This window comes from Hymenobacter sp. DG01, from assembly GCF_006352025.1.
Lineage (GTDB): Bacteria > Bacteroidota > Bacteroidia > Cytophagales > Hymenobacteraceae > Hymenobacter.
Window position 1 is genome coordinate 4,004,723 of the sequence record NZ_CP040936.1, and the last position, 16,058, is coordinate 4,020,780.

Annotated in this window: 16 protein-coding genes; 4 read left to right on the forward strand and 12 right to left on the reverse strand. The window is 59.7% G+C overall.

The genetic code is table 11. The features are described 5' to 3' along the window. Nucleotides 1-36: 36 nt before the first annotated feature. Nucleotides 37-1,443: a dihydrolipoyl dehydrogenase gene (gene lpdA, locus FGZ14_RS17035; protein WP_139925396.1), complete on the forward strand. Its 1,407-nt coding sequence runs from the start codon at nt 37-39 to the stop codon at nt 1,441-1,443. A 56-nt stretch (nt 1,444-1,499) separates the two neighbouring features. Here the strand turns inward: lpdA and FGZ14_RS17040 are convergent, their stop codons facing one another. The 5 genes from FGZ14_RS17040 to FGZ14_RS17060 all read right to left on the reverse strand — a co-directional run bounded on the left by FGZ14_RS17040 (nt 1,500) and on the right by FGZ14_RS17060 (nt 5,543). Further along, nucleotides 1,500-2,069: a hypothetical protein gene (locus tag FGZ14_RS17040; protein WP_139925397.1), complete on the reverse strand. Its 570-nt coding sequence runs from the start codon at nt 2,067-2,069 to the stop codon at nt 1,500-1,502. A 293-nt stretch (nt 2,070-2,362) separates the two neighbouring features. Beyond that, nucleotides 2,363-2,779: a hydroxyisourate hydrolase gene (gene uraH, locus FGZ14_RS17045; RefSeq protein ID WP_257883261.1), complete on the reverse strand. Its 417-nt coding sequence runs from the start codon at nt 2,777-2,779 to the stop codon at nt 2,363-2,365. Nucleotides 2,780-2,878: 99 nt separating this feature from the next. Further along, nucleotides 2,879-3,406, reverse strand: coding sequence for a heme-binding protein (locus FGZ14_RS17050; protein WP_139925398.1), 528 nt, complete (start codon nt 3,404-3,406; stop codon nt 2,879-2,881). A gap of 340 nt (nt 3,407-3,746) precedes the next feature. After that, a complete protein-coding gene (locus FGZ14_RS17055) occupies nt 3,747-4,523 on the reverse strand; it encodes a suppressor of fused domain protein (RefSeq protein ID WP_139925399.1) in 777 nt (258 codons plus the stop codon). Nucleotides 4,524-4,694: 171 nt separating this feature from the next. Next, nucleotides 4,695-5,543 (reverse strand): DUF5694 domain-containing protein, encoded by an 849-nt coding sequence (locus FGZ14_RS17060; protein WP_139925400.1) that lies wholly within the window; start codon nt 5,541-5,543, stop codon nt 4,695-4,697. Between the two features lie 238 nt (nt 5,544-5,781). On the opposite strand from FGZ14_RS17060, the gene FGZ14_RS17065 reads away from it, so the two are divergent. Then, on the forward strand, nt 5,782-7,035 hold the full coding sequence (locus FGZ14_RS17065) for a S41 family peptidase (protein WP_139925401.1): 1,254 nt from the start codon (nt 5,782-5,784) through the stop codon (nt 7,033-7,035). A 141-nt stretch (nt 7,036-7,176) separates the two neighbouring features. Here FGZ14_RS17065 and FGZ14_RS17070 read toward each other — a convergent pair whose 3' ends face one another. Next, nucleotides 7,177-7,863, reverse strand: a complete 687-nt coding sequence (locus FGZ14_RS17070; RefSeq protein ID WP_139925402.1) for a TonB family protein — start codon at nt 7,861-7,863, stop codon at nt 7,177-7,179. Between the two features lie 627 nt (nt 7,864-8,490). Here FGZ14_RS17070 and FGZ14_RS17075 point away from each other — a divergent pair. After that, nucleotides 8,491-8,925, forward strand: a complete 435-nt coding sequence (locus FGZ14_RS17075; RefSeq protein WP_139925403.1) for a hypothetical protein — start codon at nt 8,491-8,493, stop codon at nt 8,923-8,925. A 63-nt stretch (nt 8,926-8,988) separates the two neighbouring features. Here FGZ14_RS17075 and FGZ14_RS17080 read toward each other — a convergent pair whose 3' ends face one another. Both FGZ14_RS17080 and FGZ14_RS17085 read right to left on the reverse strand, forming a co-directional pair. Then, nucleotides 8,989-9,366 carry a DUF805 domain-containing protein gene (locus FGZ14_RS17080; RefSeq protein ID WP_139925404.1) on the reverse strand — a complete coding sequence of 126 codons (378 nt, stop codon included), beginning with the start codon at nt 9,364-9,366 and terminating at the stop codon, nt 8,989-8,991. 300 nt (nt 9,367-9,666) lie between these two features. Then, nucleotides 9,667-10,770 (reverse strand): L-dopachrome tautomerase-related protein, encoded by a 1,104-nt coding sequence (locus tag FGZ14_RS17085; RefSeq protein WP_139925405.1) that lies wholly within the window; start codon nt 10,768-10,770, stop codon nt 9,667-9,669. Between the two features lie 266 nt (nt 10,771-11,036). On the opposite strand from FGZ14_RS17085, the gene FGZ14_RS17090 reads away from it, so the two are divergent. Next, nucleotides 11,037-12,164, forward strand: coding sequence for a putative sensor domain DACNV-containing protein (locus FGZ14_RS17090; RefSeq protein WP_139925406.1), 1,128 nt, complete (start codon nt 11,037-11,039; stop codon nt 12,162-12,164). Nucleotides 12,165-12,296: 132 nt separating this feature from the next. On the opposite strand, the gene FGZ14_RS17095 is transcribed toward FGZ14_RS17090, so the two are convergent. The 4 genes from FGZ14_RS17095 to FGZ14_RS17110 all read right to left on the reverse strand — a co-directional run bounded on the left by FGZ14_RS17095 (nt 12,297) and on the right by FGZ14_RS17110 (nt 15,873). Beyond that, nucleotides 12,297-12,755: a cold-shock protein gene (locus FGZ14_RS17095; RefSeq protein ID WP_139925407.1), complete on the reverse strand. Its 459-nt coding sequence runs from the start codon at nt 12,753-12,755 to the stop codon at nt 12,297-12,299. Between the two features lie 272 nt (nt 12,756-13,027). After that, nucleotides 13,028-13,660, reverse strand: a complete 633-nt coding sequence (locus FGZ14_RS17100; protein ID WP_257883262.1) for a pseudouridine synthase — start codon at nt 13,658-13,660, stop codon at nt 13,028-13,030. 105 nt (nt 13,661-13,765) lie between these two features. Continuing rightward, complete coding sequence (locus tag FGZ14_RS17105; protein ID WP_139925408.1) at nt 13,766-14,608, reverse strand: hypothetical protein; 843 nt, start codon at nt 14,606-14,608, stop codon at nt 13,766-13,768. A 113-nt stretch (nt 14,609-14,721) separates the two neighbouring features. Beyond that, nucleotides 14,722-15,873 (reverse strand): MFS transporter, encoded by a 1,152-nt coding sequence (locus tag FGZ14_RS17110; protein ID WP_139925409.1) that lies wholly within the window; start codon nt 15,871-15,873, stop codon nt 14,722-14,724. Between the last annotated feature and the right edge of the window lie 185 nt (nt 15,874-16,058).

The window sequence follows — 16,058 nt, forward strand, 5'->3', positions numbered from 1 at the left end:
TGCCCTGTTGATTTCCACCGAATTCACTCGTTGAATATGAACCAATACGACGTTACCGTCATCGGCTCCGGGCCGGGCGGTTATGTGGCGGCCATCCGCTGCGCCCAGCTAGGTCTCAAAACTGCCCTGATTGAGAAGTACGACACCCTGGGCGGCACCTGCCTCAACGTAGGCTGCATCCCCAGCAAGGCACTGCTCGACTCGACGGAGCACTTCCACAATGCCGGCCACACCTTCAAGGAGCATGGCATTGAGCTGAGCGACCTGCAGATCAACATGAACCAGCTCATCGACCGTAAAAACGGGGTGGTGAAGGCCAATACCGACGGCATTCAGTTCCTGATGAAGAAGAACAAGATCGACGTGCTGCACGGCGTCGGTTCGTTCGTAGATAAAAACCACATCAAAATTCAGCCTACCGCGGGCGGCGAGGAGCAGCAGATCGAGACGAAAAACGTCATCATCGCTACCGGCTCTAAGCCTACTGTACTACCCTTCATCAAGCAGGACAAGCAGCGCATCATTACCAGCACCGAGGCCCTGAACATCCGCGAGGTGCCCAAGCACATGATTGTAATTGGTGGCGGCGTAATCGGGCTGGAAATGGCTTCGGTGTACGCCCGCCTGGGCGCGAAAGTGTCCGTAATTGAGTTCATGGACTCGCTCATCCCGACCATGGACCGCGCCCTCGGCAAGGAGCTGAAGCGCATCCTGGGCAAAATTGGCATTGAGTTCTTCCTGAGCCACAAAGTAACCGGCGCTACCCGCGAGGGCGACGCCGTGACCGTAACCGCTACCAACCCGAAAGGCGAGGAAGTGAAGTTTGAAGGCGACTACTGCCTGGTAGCCGTGGGCCGCGTGCCTTACACCGCAGGCCTGAATCTGGAAGCGGCCGGCGTTGAAATGGAAGAGCGCGGCCGCATTAAGGTTGATGAGCACCTGCAAACCAATGTGCCCGGCATCTACGCCATCGGCGACGTGATTCGGGGCGCTATGCTGGCGCACAAGGCCGAGGAAGAAGGCGTGTTCGTGGCCGAAACCATTGTGGGCCAGAAGCCGCACATCAACTACCTGCTCATCCCGGGGGTAGTGTACACCTGGCCGGAAGTGGCCGGCGTAGGCTACACCGAAGAGCAGTTGAAGGAGCAGGGCAAGGCCTACAAAACCGGCTCGTTCCCCTTCCGTGCCTCGGGCCGCGCCCGCGCCTCCATGGACCTCGACGGCTTCGTGAAAGTGCTGGCCGACAAGGAAACCGACGAAATCCTGGGGGTGCACATGATCGGCCCCCGCATCGCCGACCTCATTGCCGAAGCCGTAACGGCCATGGAGTTCCGCGCCTCCGCTGAGGACGTAGCCCGCATGAGCCACGCCCACCCCACCTACGCCGAAGCCATGAAGGAAGCCTGCCTCGCTGCTACCGAGAACCGGGCTATTCATATGTAATTCTTTTCGGAGGAATAAAAATAAAAGGGCTCTTGCTAGAAATAGTAGGATCCCTTTTATTTTTTATTCATAAATGGTAATAATACTAAAATTTCTGCTAGGATTATTAATAACATATTAACCCAAATCTGATAAATAACCGGTATGAATATCGATATTGTTCCAAAAATGAATATAAATGCAATTGATCCTATTATTGTACTAGAATTATCTTTGTCTTTTAAACTGCTTATGATTGCGATAATTGGTATGATGCAAGCCGCAAGTATTTTTAGAAGACTTTCTAATAATCTGTTTGTGAATACATTTTTAATGCTATTCGAATAATTTGTTTTGATACGCGTGTAATTAATGTCCTTTATTATTGAAAGTAGTGCCGAATCGCTTGCTTTCTTTATTTCTTCATTGTCAGTACTGATCCTTTTTATCTCTTCTATTATTTTTATTTGTTTTTCAAGTTTTGAATAGAAGAAATAAGAGCTAAAATATTCGTACATAAATGCGAACATAATAGCTATTATAGCCAATGAGATTACGCTTTTGAAAAACTTTCCAAATGTTATGCCGGAAATAAGTTCTTTTAAGCTAAACGATAACGCTGATATGCTGTCTAGATACTCCTTCATTGGTATGTAGAAAACAGTTAGTGGTGTCAATGGATATATTGAATTAGCGTAGCCTGTGACTATCTTCTATCGATTTACACAGATAATAGTGTTGAACCAAATCATTTTGCCAAATCTACGTCTTCTGCACCAGCTTAAACCCGTCCTTAGTCACTTGATACTGTTGGCCCTAGATGGTGATGGTTTCGCCTTCCAGCAACTTGCTTAGGTTCTCGATGTCACCCTCGATGGTGTGGAGGGTGAAGCCGTGCTGGCGATAGGCTTTGGCGTTGGGTAGGAAACCGGCCGGGGCCTCAGCTGCCGCGGTAGGTGGAGTAGCCGTAGGGCGAGAGGGTGATAGGCACGTGGTAGTGCGCGCCGTCCTTGATTTCGAATACTACCTCCACGAAGGGGTAGAAGGACTGCTGCTTCTTGCTCTCGAAGTAGGGTTGGGTGAGGAAGGTGAGCTTATAGGTGCCGGGCGTACCAGTTGCGCTGGTAGCGGGCAGGAAATCGGCGATGCGGCCGGCGGCGTCGGTTTTCTTCTCGGCTACGGCGGTCCAGGTTTTCTGGGCGGCGTTGTAGCGGGAGAGGCTCACCGTCACGCTGGGGGCCGGCTGGCCCGTGCTGATGTCGAGGATGTGGGTGCTGAGCTGGTTTTTGGCTGGGGTGGCCTGGGCCATGCCCAGCAGGGGCAGCAAACTCAGCAGGCAAACGAGGAGCGTTTTCAACGGGTAAAGGGCATTAGGTGAAAAAAGACTGCGCCTGGTTGGACGCGGCATATTAAGGAGCAACCTCATCAGGGGCCAAAGGTTGCGCAGAGCGGCCGGCTAAGGCGTGCTGATGCCGGCCTCGGGCAGCGCAGCGGCCTTCCCGATTAGGTCGTCGTTGTCGGGGCTGCCGCCGCCGGCTACGCCAATGCCGCCAATCACCTGCCCGTTGTGCAGCAGGGGCACGCCTCCGCTAAGCAGCAGTAGCTCGGGCAGGGAGTTCAGGTTCTGGGTGTCAGGGTTGGCGCGGGCGTTGCGGCTCAGGGCCAGGGTAGGGGTTTTGGTGGAAAGGGCGGTGTAGGCTTTGCGGCGGGCGGCCTCAGTGTTGTGGGGACCCACGCCGTCGCCGCGCAGTAGCACAATGGTCTGGCCGCTGGCATCTACCACCGCCACCGATACCTGCTTGCCCAGGGTAGCGGCTTTGGCCTGGGCCCGGGCGCTCATTTCGAGGGCGGCCTGCAGCGTCAGCTGCTGGGTGGATGTGAGGTAGGTAGGGGCCGGAGCAGCAGCGGGTTTGGCGGCGCGGGTTTGGGCCACGCCCAGGCCGGGCAGTAGCAACAGGCCCAGAGACCAGGTGAATTTTCTCATCAGCACGAAAACGGAAACAGAGCAGTATTGCTCAACGGTAAACCAGCTACCGGGGTCGTTGTTACAGGCCACGAGCCCGCCACAAGGGCTGGCTAGGCGGCAGGGAAAGTGTGCAAATGTGCCGTGCTGTCACATTTCACCCGCCGCGGCCGGGCCCGCAACAACAAAGCGGCTGGCGCTACCAGAGCACCAGCCGCTTTGTTGTTAGGGTCCCGTTGATTTTCGGTCAGCCTACGGCTCTTCTACCGACTTGTGGCATGAGTTCAGTAGAAAACTTTAGCCAGCTCCGCCTAAGGGTTTGTGAAGCGGTGAAAATCAGGTGAGTTACTGTCCGTGGCGGCTACCACAACCCCAGGAAACCCTTCTTTTTGGCTACGTTGGGGCGGTTTAGGTCCATCACGTCGGTGATGCCGTGCTCCTCGAACTTCTCAATGAGGGCCTGTACCCCTTCGCGCATCTTCAGGTCCATTTCTTCCTGATAAATGGCGTAGAGCGAGTAGAAGTAGATGGTTTTCTCCTCGCTGATTTTCAGCGTCGTGAATTCTTCGGGCAGGCTCAGGGAGGGCAGTAGCAGCATACAGCCCAGCCTGGTGTTGGAGGCGAAGGGCTCGGCGGCTTCCCCGTTCGGGATGGTGTGGCCGGAGCCCAGCCAGGTGCGGTACTCGTGGGGGAAGCGGGCCAGGTACTTCAGCCACCGGATAGGCCAGTACTTATCTTCCATGGCGTCCTCATCCTCATATTCGGCATCGGGGCCCATGTCGGGGAACTCCCAGGTGCTGGGCAGCAAGATGCACAGCTCAGCGTAGCGCCACTCCTCGGCACCCTCGGGGGCAGCCATGGGTAGGTCGCTCATGCCGGAGGTTACCAGAACCTTGAACGGAAAATCGGCGCTGGGCTCCACGAAGTGCACATCAATGTGCACCTTATCGGAAATTAGCTCATGGAACACCCCGCTCACCGGGCCAATGTGGCGCTCAATGTGGTTGGATATAGCCTCAATAGTCTCGTCGTCGCCGGAGGCCAGGCTGAACTCGGCGGGCTCTACGCCCTCGTAGCGGTACACCGGCGCCCCGGAGGGCGACATTTCCTGTTCTGAATCGGGCTCTTGCTCGGTCATATAAAGTAAGATAGGGATGAATGGATGGAACAGTTACTACGGACGGGCTCACGAAATGTGCCAGCTGCCGGCTACGCAAATTGTCCGTTACCGGGGTAGCACAAGCCGTTTCCCTACCCCCGCCGGAAGGCTGAACCCCGGGCTACAGCTTCAGGGCGGAGCCGCCCGGGCTTACTTTTTCAGCACGTCCTTCAACTCCCTTAGGCGGAAGTTGCTGTCGAAGCTGAGGAACTCGCGCATCATGGCGGCGTGGCCGGAGCCCACCAGCACGACCACTTTATCATCGGTGGGGGCTACGGTTTTCTGGATGATAGAGTACATATAGAGGTTGCGGCGGTACCACTCCGAAACCAGGAAGGGGCCGCTGAAATTGGTAGTGGTGCCTGCCCGGTTGACTTTATCAAGGTAGAAGCCCTTATTGAAGTCGAGGTTGGTCTTGGTGTTCTCGTCGAGCAGAAGCTGGGTGAGGGAGTTGGAGGCCAGCTTCTTGTTCATGTTTTCCTCGTAGGATTTCACGTAGGCCAGTACTCCTTGCAGCAGATCCTCCTGGTGGGCGCTTTTCATGGCCTGCATCACGCTGTCGTAGGGGAACTGGGTTTTCCGGTAATCCATGGCGTACACTTTGGTGAGCTTAGCCTTCTTGGCTGCCCGAAACGCCAGCTGCACGATTTCATTGCGGGTGTAGAAGCCGTAGGCCCGCTGAGAGAACCTGGTTTGCACGTACCCGGCGTAGTCGGGGCCCAGGTAGGCCGCGTAGAGGTCGTCGAGGCTCTTTTGGTCACTGGCTTCCCATTCTACAAAAACTTTATCCGGCTGGAAGGCAGCTATGCGGGAAGCCATGGTTTCCAGCTCGGCCTGCACTTTGGGGGCCTGCACATCCAGGGTATTGATCTTGGCTACATCGAAGCCGGGGTTGTCGAAGTGGAAGGTGCCAATCAGCAGCAAGTCGGCGGGCCTGGTCTGGGCCCGGCCCGTGGCGGTCAGCAGCACCGCCAGCAAGAAAAGAGTAGTAAAGCGCATACACCGAGTCAGAATACCTGCGGCTAAAGCTACACGACAGTATCCGAACTCTTTAGCTCGCAAAAGCCGACGTGATGAGTGCCTCAGTCAGAAGCTAAGAACATAGCCAGCCCAGCCCTTGCCCGAGCACGCTGGTATTCGCGGCCTCTTGTGCCTGCGGCGGTAGGGCCTGCAGGGCCGCGTGCCCGGCTTTTTGTAACTAGCTACCCCTCCATACCTCTATACTTCGCCTGATCCTGTGCTACACGCTACCAGCCGCCGCGCCGCCTATATCGGGCTCCTGCTGCTCCTGCCCGCTACCCTCCGCGCCCAAGCCCCGCTAACCCCGGCTCAGTACCAGCAGGATTTCGCGTATTTCTGGACAACCATCAGCGAGAACTACTGCTACTTTGATAAGAAGCAGACCGATTGGGCCACCGTACGCACCCTTTACGCAGCCCAGCTGCCGGGTATCACTACCAAGGCCGCCTTTACCCGCCTGCTGGAGAATGCCCTGCACGAGCTCTACGATAACCACGCTTCCCTCTCCACCAACCTCCCCGATTCGCGCCGGCTGCTTCCTTCCGGCTCCGATGTGTGGGCGCAGTTCCGCCAGGGCAAGCCGGTGGTGGTGGCCGTGCGGGCTGGTTTCGGGGCTGAGCGCGCAGGGATGCGGCCGGGAATGGAAATTGTAGCCGTAAATGATGTGCCGCTGGCCCAGGCCCTACCCCCGCTATTGCCCCGAACCCTGAGGGCCCCCGACGAGGCCGCCCGGGAGGTAGCCCTCAACCTAGCCCTGGCCGGCACCCACAACAACCCGCGCAAACTAACGGTGCGCAGCCAGGGCCGCACGCTAACCTTCTACCCCGATAAGCCAACGGCGCAGCTCGAGAACATCGGCTACCCGCGCCTGCTGGAAAGCCGGCAGCTGGGCACCATCGGCTATATCCGGGTTAACAACAGCCTGGGCAATAACAACCTGATAGCAGCCTTCGACAGCACCCTCGATGCCTTGTCGGCTACCTCCGGCCTGATTCTGGATTTGCGCGAAACGCCCAACGGTGGCAACACCACGGTGGGGCGTGCTATCCTGAGCCGGTTCATTACCCGGGAGCAACCCTACCAACGCCACGAGCTAACGGCCGAAGAGCAGCGCTACGGTATTAAGCGCAGCTGGGTGGAGCTGGTGTCGCCGCGCCCGCGGCCCTATACCCGGCCGCTGGTGGTGCTGGTGGGCCGCTGGACCAGCAGCATGGGCGAGGGCATTACCATTGGGTTTGACGCCATGCAGCGGGCCACCATCCTGGGCACCGAAATGGCCCGCCTCAACGGTGGTATTGCTTCTTATAGACTGCCAAACTCAGGTATTGGGTTTGCTATTCCCTTCGAGCGCATCTATCATATAAACGGCACGCCCCGCGAGAATTTCGTGCCGGCTCAGCACATTTCCCAGTCAGAGGAAAGCAGAGATGTTGCCTTGGAAAAAGCGCTGGAGCTGTTGTCCAGAGACTAGATAAGCTGTGCCCTGGCGCTTGCAGCAGCGCAAAGTATAACCAGCTGAAGCTCTTATCTACAGAAGCTTCAGCTGGTTATACGGGTAGTAAGGGGGTAGGCTACGAAGTAAGCTGTGGCCTGCTCTTACGGATGGGTGGGCTTATTGCTTGTAGAGGAAGGGCACCGGAATGGTGCGGGCCACGCGCACGGGTTTGCCGCCCTCCTTGCCCGGCGTCCACCAGGGCATAATCCGGACGAGGCGCAGGGCTTCCTCATCGAGGCCGCCGCCGCAACCCTTAATCACGCGGGCATCCGTAATGCGGCCCTGCTCATCTACCACGAAGCTGACGTACACCGTACCCGATATACGCCGGGCCAGGGCCTCTTTCGGAAACACCGCGTTCTGCTTAATGAAGGCGCTGTAGGCCGCGTCGCCGCCGGGAAAGGAGGGCAACTCCTCAGAGTGGTTCAGCACTTCCGGCTGGCCGGAGGAGGTAGCGGTAGAGAGGGAGCTGGTGACGGGGTACATCTTCACTACCAGCGGCTCGCCGGCCACCACCTCCAGGTTTTGGTCGCGGTAGCCGTGGTAGCGGAAAAGCAGCACAGATTTATCGGTGGTGAGCTGCAGCAGAAACTCGCCGGAGGAGTTGGTGCTGGTGGCCAGGGAAGAGCCCTGCACGCCTACTACCACGCCGGGCAGGGGCTGGCCGGCATCGTTGGTTACGCGGCCCGTCACCAGCGTAGCCACCGGGCGGGCCACAGGAGCGTTTACCGGGGCAGGCAAGCTACCGCCGGAAGGCAGGGCAGGGATAAGGGCAGTAGATAAGGCAAGTAAAAGTTGAAGCATAAACGCGGGAATTGGTAGAAAAGCAGCAGCAAACGGGGCCTCGCCGGTTTCTGGGCGGAGCCGGCAGGCGGGGGCTCGGGCCTACCTGGGGAGTAAGCCAGCCCTGCCTTGCCTGAATGAGCGGGAGTGAAAACTCGCCAGGCCGCCCGCCCGCTGTGAAAGCGAGGCACCGACGGGCCAAACAGGTACCACCGCTGCCGGCTGAGGCAGCTGACTTCTGGGGAAAGTGCAGGCCGCGCCAACCGAAAAGTATGCGGGTGTATAGAAGCAAATAAAAGAATTTTTCCCGGAAGCCAGAAGATTATTTCGCCTCTTAACTGGCTAGATGAATGGCTGATAAGAACTATTGCTGTTCAGGTTGCATATCTAGGTTTCGGCGCGTGGCCTCGGAGCCTGCTCGCGGGTAGTAAGGCCAAAAAAGTCACAAATGACCAGCAAGTGCCCACAATCTGTTTTTAGACTCTGGCTTCAGGTGTTTCGCCCCAGTCAGCCTGAAGCGCTAGAGGAATGGTGGCTGGCTGAGGTGGCAGTGCGCAGGGTTTACGGAGCTGGAGGGGGGTAGGGAAGCGGACCGGAAATGCCCGGCGCAGCTTGGATGCGGCCGCCGGGCGGTTTTATCTTTCGCTAATGAAGAAGCTGATGCGCGGTACGCTGCTCGGGGGCGGACTTTTCCTGCCGCTGCTGGTCCATGCCGGCGAGCAGGAAGAGAAGTACGTGTTCTTGCTGGTGGGCGGCCTGGGCGGCGTGCTGGTGGGAGCCGGGCTCTACGGCATCCTGATGGTGCTGGCCGCCATGTTCGTGCGGCAGCGGGGGGTAGTGCGGGCGGCTTTCGGGTTGTGCGTGGCCTTTTTGGCTTATATGCAGTTCACCTCCTTCCGCATTCTGCGCGTGGCCGTGGGGCTGGGGCAGCAGCTGGGGCTGGCTCCGGCGGCCATCCCCCTGAACGGGGTACTGGGGGCGGGGCTGTTGCTGATGGCCGTGTTCGGGCTGGTGGTGCTGCGGCTAGCCCTGCGGCTGTGGCGGGGGCGGCACGCCCGGCGCCAGAACCAGACCGGGAGGTAGGCTGTGGGCACAAAAAAGGGCAGCCAAGCCCGGCTGCCCTTCTTCTGCAAGAAAACTCGACGATTAGTAAGCCAGCACCGGCTCCGCCTTGGGGTCGGGGCCGTAGTGGTTGTCGCCGCGGGTGCCTTCGGTGCACAGCAGCACCAGCAGCCAGATGCCGCCTACCACCGGCACGAAGCTAATCAGAGCCCACCACCCGGTTTTGTTCTGGTCGTGAAGGCGCCTTACCAATACCGACAGGCTGGGTACGATAATAGCCAGGGTGTAGAGGATGTAGAAGGGGCTAACGGTCAGGAGTCCGGTAGCCATTATCGCACCATCCACCATCAGAATGACGGTGGCGCAGATAATGTTAAACAAAACAAACATCCAGTACTCCTTGCGCCGGGCACGGCCCTGAAATAAGGCGTAGTTTCGTAGTACGTGTAAAAAGTAATTCATGTACTGATAAAGTAAAAAGGTCCCTACTCGTAAGGCTTTTCGGTAACGCCCCGTTTTTAAGGTGGTTTCTGGACTCCACCGGGACCTGAGGCAATGCGGCCTTTGGCACGCCCGGGTACCGGCGCACGCATTATCCCGGAGGCAATATATAGATGGAAACAGGTGTAAGCGCCATTATAGGCTGTTTATTATAATGTTACCCGTTCTGCCACCTGAGCCAAAAGCCGCAAACCTCCTGGCCGGAACGCTGCCGTAGAGCTTCAGCCAAGGGGTTGCCGTATGCGGGAGGGGTAGGCCAGGCTACGGCTGCGGGAGCGTCATTTTCAGGATCTGGTAAGGCTCGGTGCGCTCCTTGCGCGGAATGTGGAGCTGGGAAGTGGTAACGTAGAGTGAGTTATCGGGGCCCACCGAAAAGCTGTCGGGCCATTTCAGCTGGGCCGCCTGGGCTACCAACTGCAGCTCGCCGGAGGGGGTAACGCGCGTGACGGCGTTGTTCTGAATATCGGTCAGGTAGAGGTTGCCGGCCGGGTCGAAGATCATGCCGTCGGGCGGGTTGGTATTGCCTACCAGCTCAATGCGCTGGGGCAGCTGCGTGGGTGGCAGGTTTTCGTCGCGGAGGTACTGGGTGGCAATGCGATAGAGCGGCCGGGCAGTCAGGGCGTGGTAGTAGAGGTAGGCGCGGTCAGGCGAGAGAGCCAGGCCATCAGAATCAAGGGAGGGCAGCTCGCCGCTGGCGTTGCGCCATACCCGGCCCTCCACCGTCAGCACCAGGTTTTCCGATTTGGTGGAGGGGTTATTTTCCAGGAGGCGGCGGGTTTTTTTGGTAGCCAGGTTCACCACAATCAGCGCCCCGGAGCCCGAGTCGGTGAGGTAGGCGACGTTATTCTGGGTATCCACGCGCACATCGTTGAGGTAGCTGGTAGGGTAGGCAATGCTTTCATCGAAATCGAATCGCTGCACCAGCTGGCGGGTGGTAGGGTCGAACTTGAGCAGCTTGGCCCCGCCGGGAACTACCCCGCGCATTTTGGGCGAGGCCGCATCCAGCACCCACAGGAAGTTGTTGGCATCCACGTACACGCTCTGCACGCACACAAAGCGGTTTTGGGGCGGCAGGCTCCGGTCCCAGGTGTTCCACTCGGCGTCGGGGAAGGGTGTGGCTTGGGTACCGCTCACCTCTGCCACCGAGTAAGGAATGGTATCGGTTTCCATGCGCGGAAAGTTGGCAAACACCCGCCCCTGCTGGGTAACCGCTACCCCGGTCCACTGCACCGTAGAGGTGGCCACCGGAGTCAGGGCAAGGTTAAGGTTAGTTAGGGTAGGACCCAGGGCTTGGTCATCGTCGTCGTTGCTGCAGCCGCCCAGCAGCAGCAGGCTAGCAAGAGCTGCGGTAAGTAGTTGTTTCATAGCGGGGGGTAGAGTAAGATGCAGAGCAATAGCCGCCCGAAGCGGCTGCCCTATTCCTACGCGCCGCGTGGGGGCGGGGCCATCCGGAGTTCAGCCTTTGCGGCGGAATTCCGCGTTTATACGGAACCCCGCTGGTAGCAAATACGGAGCTTGCCCCGCCGCTTTGCCGGGCGCGCGGCAAACCGGCGGGGCGCCCGGCCTGTTGTGCTGCCCGGGGGCAGCTACGGCGGCAACCCCATCCTCTTACAGCCTCGCACGCTTTCCTTATGCTTTCCGAACCCACCTACCTGGCAGCCCGCATGGTAGCCCCCATGATTGAAACCCACTTTGCTCGCCACCACGCCATGGCTATGGAGCAGGCCCTGCCGGAGCTGGCCGCGCCCCCGCCCGTGCAATGGGTGGAAGCCATGATTGATGCCGCGTTCTGGGCCAGTCTGCGCCGTGAGGAAGGCCACCCGCCCCGGATTTCGCTGACCCTGCTGCGCCCCGAGCAGGCCGGGCAGCCCGTGGTGTTCGGGAAGCGCCGCCTGACGCCCTACAACCTGCTGAAGCTGGCTCCGGCCGTGGAGCAGCCCAGCATTCATCTGGGCGTGTGGTACGACGATGAGGGCCTGTACGTGTGGGGCACGGCCAGCGAAATTCCGCCCTTGTGCTTTGTGCTGGAGGTAGTGGAGCCGGGCTTGCTGGTGGTGAAGCACCGCCGCGCCGACGGCTTCGGGAAGTTTGTGAACGTAGCCATTCTGCGCGGCGACCAGCTGCAACTGGTAGATGCCGAAAACGCGGCCGTGGACGACTGCCCGGCCCTGCAGCTGTTTCTGCCGGGCCAGGGGCTGCCCACCGGCACCGGCGAAACCGACAACGTGCTGGTAGAGCTGGCGGCGGCCATGCGCGCCCACGGCCGTGGTGGCCTGGTGCTGGTGGTGCCGCCCGGCTCTACGGCCTGGCAGGAGTCTATTGTGCAGCCCATGACCTATCCCGTACACCCGGCCTACACCGGTATTGCCCAGGTGCAGCAAGAGCTGTCCAAGCGCAAGTGGCTGGAAGAAATACAGCGGAGCATTGCCATTGTGGGCGGTTTTACGGCCGTTGATGGGGCCACCGTCATTACCCGCGACTACCACCTGCTGGCCTTCGGGGCCAAAGTGGCCCGGGCGGAGTCCAGCGTCCCCGTTGATAAGATGGTGCTCACGGAGCCGGTTATCGACAGTGTGGCCCGCTACCTGCACCCCGCCCAGAACGGCGGCACCCGGCACCTGGCCGCGGCCCAGTTCGTGCACGACCAGCACGACGCCCTGGCCCTGGTGGCCTCGCAGGATGGCTTCTTTACTCTCTTCGCCTGGTCGGAAACGCTGCAGATGGTGCACGCCCACCGCATTGATGTGCTGCTGCTGTAACCCGGCCGACACCCCGCCCATAGCAACGCCCAGCGTCAGCAGCTCCGGGAAAGAGCTGCCGCCGCTGGGCGTTCTACCTCTGCCCGTCGGGCAGGTGCGAAAAAAGTACCTATAGGAGCATAGGAAAGGCAGTTACGCGGCCAGGCGCACGCGCACGGCGTTCAGGCCCTTCTGACCCATTTCCGTCTCAAAGGTCACCTTATCGTTTTCCTTGATCTGGTTGATCAGGCCGTTGGCATGCACGAAGATGCTTTCCCCCGATTTCTGATCCTTAATGAAGCCGTAGCCCTTGGAGTCGTTGAAAAAGGATACCGTACCCTGTCGGATCAGGTCGGCGGGGTCCTCTTCTTCCTGCTTGCGGGCGCCCAGGGTAATGTCTTCTACTTTAATTTCTTTCCGCTTCCGGGTGGGATCGGGCGGGGTAGAGGTGATGTTGCCATCCTCATCTACATAGGCCAGCATCTCATCGAGGTTGCCGCCGTTTTTGGCATTGGCCTGGCGCTCTTCTTTGCGCTCAGCTTTGTCCATGCGCTTTTTCAGGCGCTTCTTTTCATTTTCTTTCTTTCCAAAAGTGGCTTGTGATCTGCCCATGGCCTGTCGTCGTTAGGATGAAATATTCTGGTGAGCGGGGATGCTTTTTCAGGAGAGATACGCACCAGCGAAGCCGCTGGTGACGCAGTAGGGTAGCATATAATAACTAGCGGCGCGGATAATAAATTTCATGTCGCCGCAAAATATATAGGCAGTCTGGAATATAGTTGGTTTATAGATCTTGCTAATAATAATAAAAGTCTATAAATCAATTTGTTGACCGGATTCCGGCAATGAGCCTGCGGCGTTGGCGGCCCCAGGCCCGGCCCAGGTTAGCCGGGAGCCGAGCCGGTGGGCACTACCAGCTCTGATACCTCCCGCGCCTCGCCGGGCTGCAGGTCGCCCAGCGTAATTCCGCCAATCCGAACGCGCACCAGGCGCAGAGTAGGAAAACCAGCCGCCGCCGTCATTTTACGCACCTGCCGGAATTTCCCCTCCGTTACCGTGATGGAGACCCAGCTGGTGGGCCCGTGGCGGTCGGAGCGGATGCGGCGGCCGCGTGGGGGTAGGGCGGGCGTTTCGGGCAGGCGGCGCACCTGGCAGGGCAGGGTGTGGTAGCGCACGTCGCGCAGGCCAATCTCTACGCCGGCCTGCAGTTGAGCCACGGCTTCGTCGGTAATCAGGCCATCTACCTGGGCGTAGTACTCCTTCTCGATGTCCTTGCCGCGCACCTGGGCGCTGGTCTGCCCGTCGGTGGTGAGCAGAAGCAGCCCTTCGCTGTGCTCATCGAGGCGGCCAATGGCCATGGTGCCAGCCGGAAAATCGTACAGCTCGCCCAGAAATCGTTTCTTCCGCTGCTCCCGCTCAAACTCGCTGGTAAACTGGCTAAGGTAGCCGTAGGGTTTGTAAAGCAGGAAGTGGCGTTGGGGCATGTAGGCGGGGTAGGGGCGGCGAAGGGGGTGCAAAGCTAGGCACTAACGCCAAGCTTCCGTTACGGGCGCCCGAAATGGAGCGGGCCCGTCACGTTCTTTTGAAGAGGGCAACAGCCCAAAAGTGGGCTGCTGACGTGGCTAGGTGGTTTTATACAGGTACCAGCCCTTGCCCAGCGGCTTCACCATAATAATGCGCTCGGGGCTCATGCGGGGTACCTGGGCCGCATTGGGTTGATAAAGCAGGCCCACCGTGTTATCCGTAACGCCCCCGATAATGAACTCCAGGCCGGCCACCGAGCCCAGGGTGCGCTGGGTAACCCGACTGATGTAGAGCGGCCGCAGCAGGGCCAGCAGCTCCGCGTCGGCGTTGGCGGCCTGCTCGCCGGAAAGCGTAGAGTCGAGGGGGGAAGCGAAAAACCGGCGGTTCTGGATAAGGCGCGCGGCCTGCTCAAACTCGGGTTGATGGCGGCGGAAGTGTTCGATGATGTCGGCATCGGGGCCAATCCAGAGGCGGATGTTTCCCAGCATGAAGGCGTGGGGGGCATCGGGGTGCTTCTGGTTGTACTGGGTTACTTCGCCGGGGGGCATGTCGGCCAGAATCTTCAGCATGGGCGGGCCCAGCTGGGTCATGGCCAGGCTGCGCACGGCGGCCAGCGTCCAGGGGGTAGCGGCAGCGGAGTCGCGGCGGAAGTGCAGGTAAATGTCGCTGCGGCTCACAGAGTCGCGCAGCTCCACGCTTACCACGGCCGTAGCGGCGCCCTGTTGCAGCAGCTCACAGCGGCGCTGTACGGCGGCCGGAATCTGCTGGCCCAGGCTTTGGCGGCGGGCCTGGCCGGCGGCTTCGCCGCTGAGGTAGTGCCGCATATCGGGCCAGCCGGATCGGGCCAGGAACTGCTCGGCAATCTGCAGGGGCTGCAGGGGCGTGGCCGCGCGCACCAGCAGGGGCAGGCAGCAGGCCAGCAGCACAAGAATATACTTCATCAACGGAGCTCAGCTGCCCGCAACTCCCACCCGGGCACGGCCTCTGAACCTCTAAGGTACGCAGAAAAGCTGTGGAAATGAGCCTTCTAAGGCTCCCCGAATGACAGCCGGGGCTACTCTGGTAGCCGCCGCACCAGCAGCACCACTACCCCACCCAGCAACGCCATCAGCCCAAACGACCACCGCAGGCTGGCCGCCTCGGCAATAAAGCCCACCACCGGCGGCACCAGCAGAAACCCGAAGTAGCCCACCGTGGAAACGGCTGCAATGGCTGAGCCCGAACTGAGTGCTGCCGTGCGCCCGGCCATACCAAACACCATCGGGATAACGCACGACACGCCCAGCCCCACGAGCACGAACCCCAGTCCCGCCAGCAATGGCACCGGAAACAGAGCGGCCAGCAGCAGGCCCGCCAGCAGCAGCACCCCGCTGTAGTGCAGAATGGGCTTCACGCCGAAGCGGTTGGCCAGCGGGTCGCCGCTGAAGCGCCCGACCGTCATGGCAACCATGTACACCGTGAAGCCCAGGGCGGCGGTTTCCTTGGGCACCAATACGGCTTTTTGAAAGTAGATAGCGCTCCAATCGTACATGGTGCCCTCGCAGGCCATGGAGGCAAAAGCAATCAGGCCGAACTTCAGCAGGGCCTTATCGGGCCAGCTAAAACCGCTGCGTTTGGCTTCGGGCGCGGGCGGCAGCACCAGGCTGTGGCGGTAGTTGTAGAGCGCCACCCCAGTAAGCACCACCGCTACTGCCGCGAAGTGGGTGGAGGTAGGCACGCGCTGCCTAATCAGCAAAGTACCCACGGCCGCTGCCGCGAAGCCGGCCACGCTCCACACCCCGTGAAAGCTGGCAATGATAGACTGCTGGTAGCGGGCCTGCACCCCCACCGATTGGGCATTCATGGAGATGTTGAGCAGGTTGCGCGAGGAGCCGAAGCAGAACAGTAGCCCCACCAGCTGCCAGGTGTGCTCCACCAGTCCCAGCAGCGCCAGCGCCAGGTTATAAAGGATGGCACCCACCAGCATCACCTGTCGGCTGCTGAAGCGCTGCAATAGCCAGCCGGTTACGGGCAAGGTGAGCATAAGGCCAGCTGGCAGAGCAAATAGCACCCCGCCCAGCTCGGCCTCGCTTAGGTGTAGCTGCTGCTGAATGGTGGGAATGCGCGAAGCCCAGGTGGAAAACCCAAACCCCGAGACAAAGAAAAACAGCGCAATGGCCCACCGCGCCTGCCGGGGCGTAACCTCTTCCTCTACTACTTGTGTCATGTACTGCTGCTACCCCCTAGTTCGGGCCAAAGCTACAACCGGCCCTGAACCTTCAGGCACCAAAACGGCCGCAACTCCGGGGAGCTACGGCCGCCTGGTGGGGTAGGGTTATGTTGAGCTGACGAGGGTAGGGACTGAGCTACAGCATAATTCACCGGCCGCCCGGCGGCGGAAACAGGTATGTT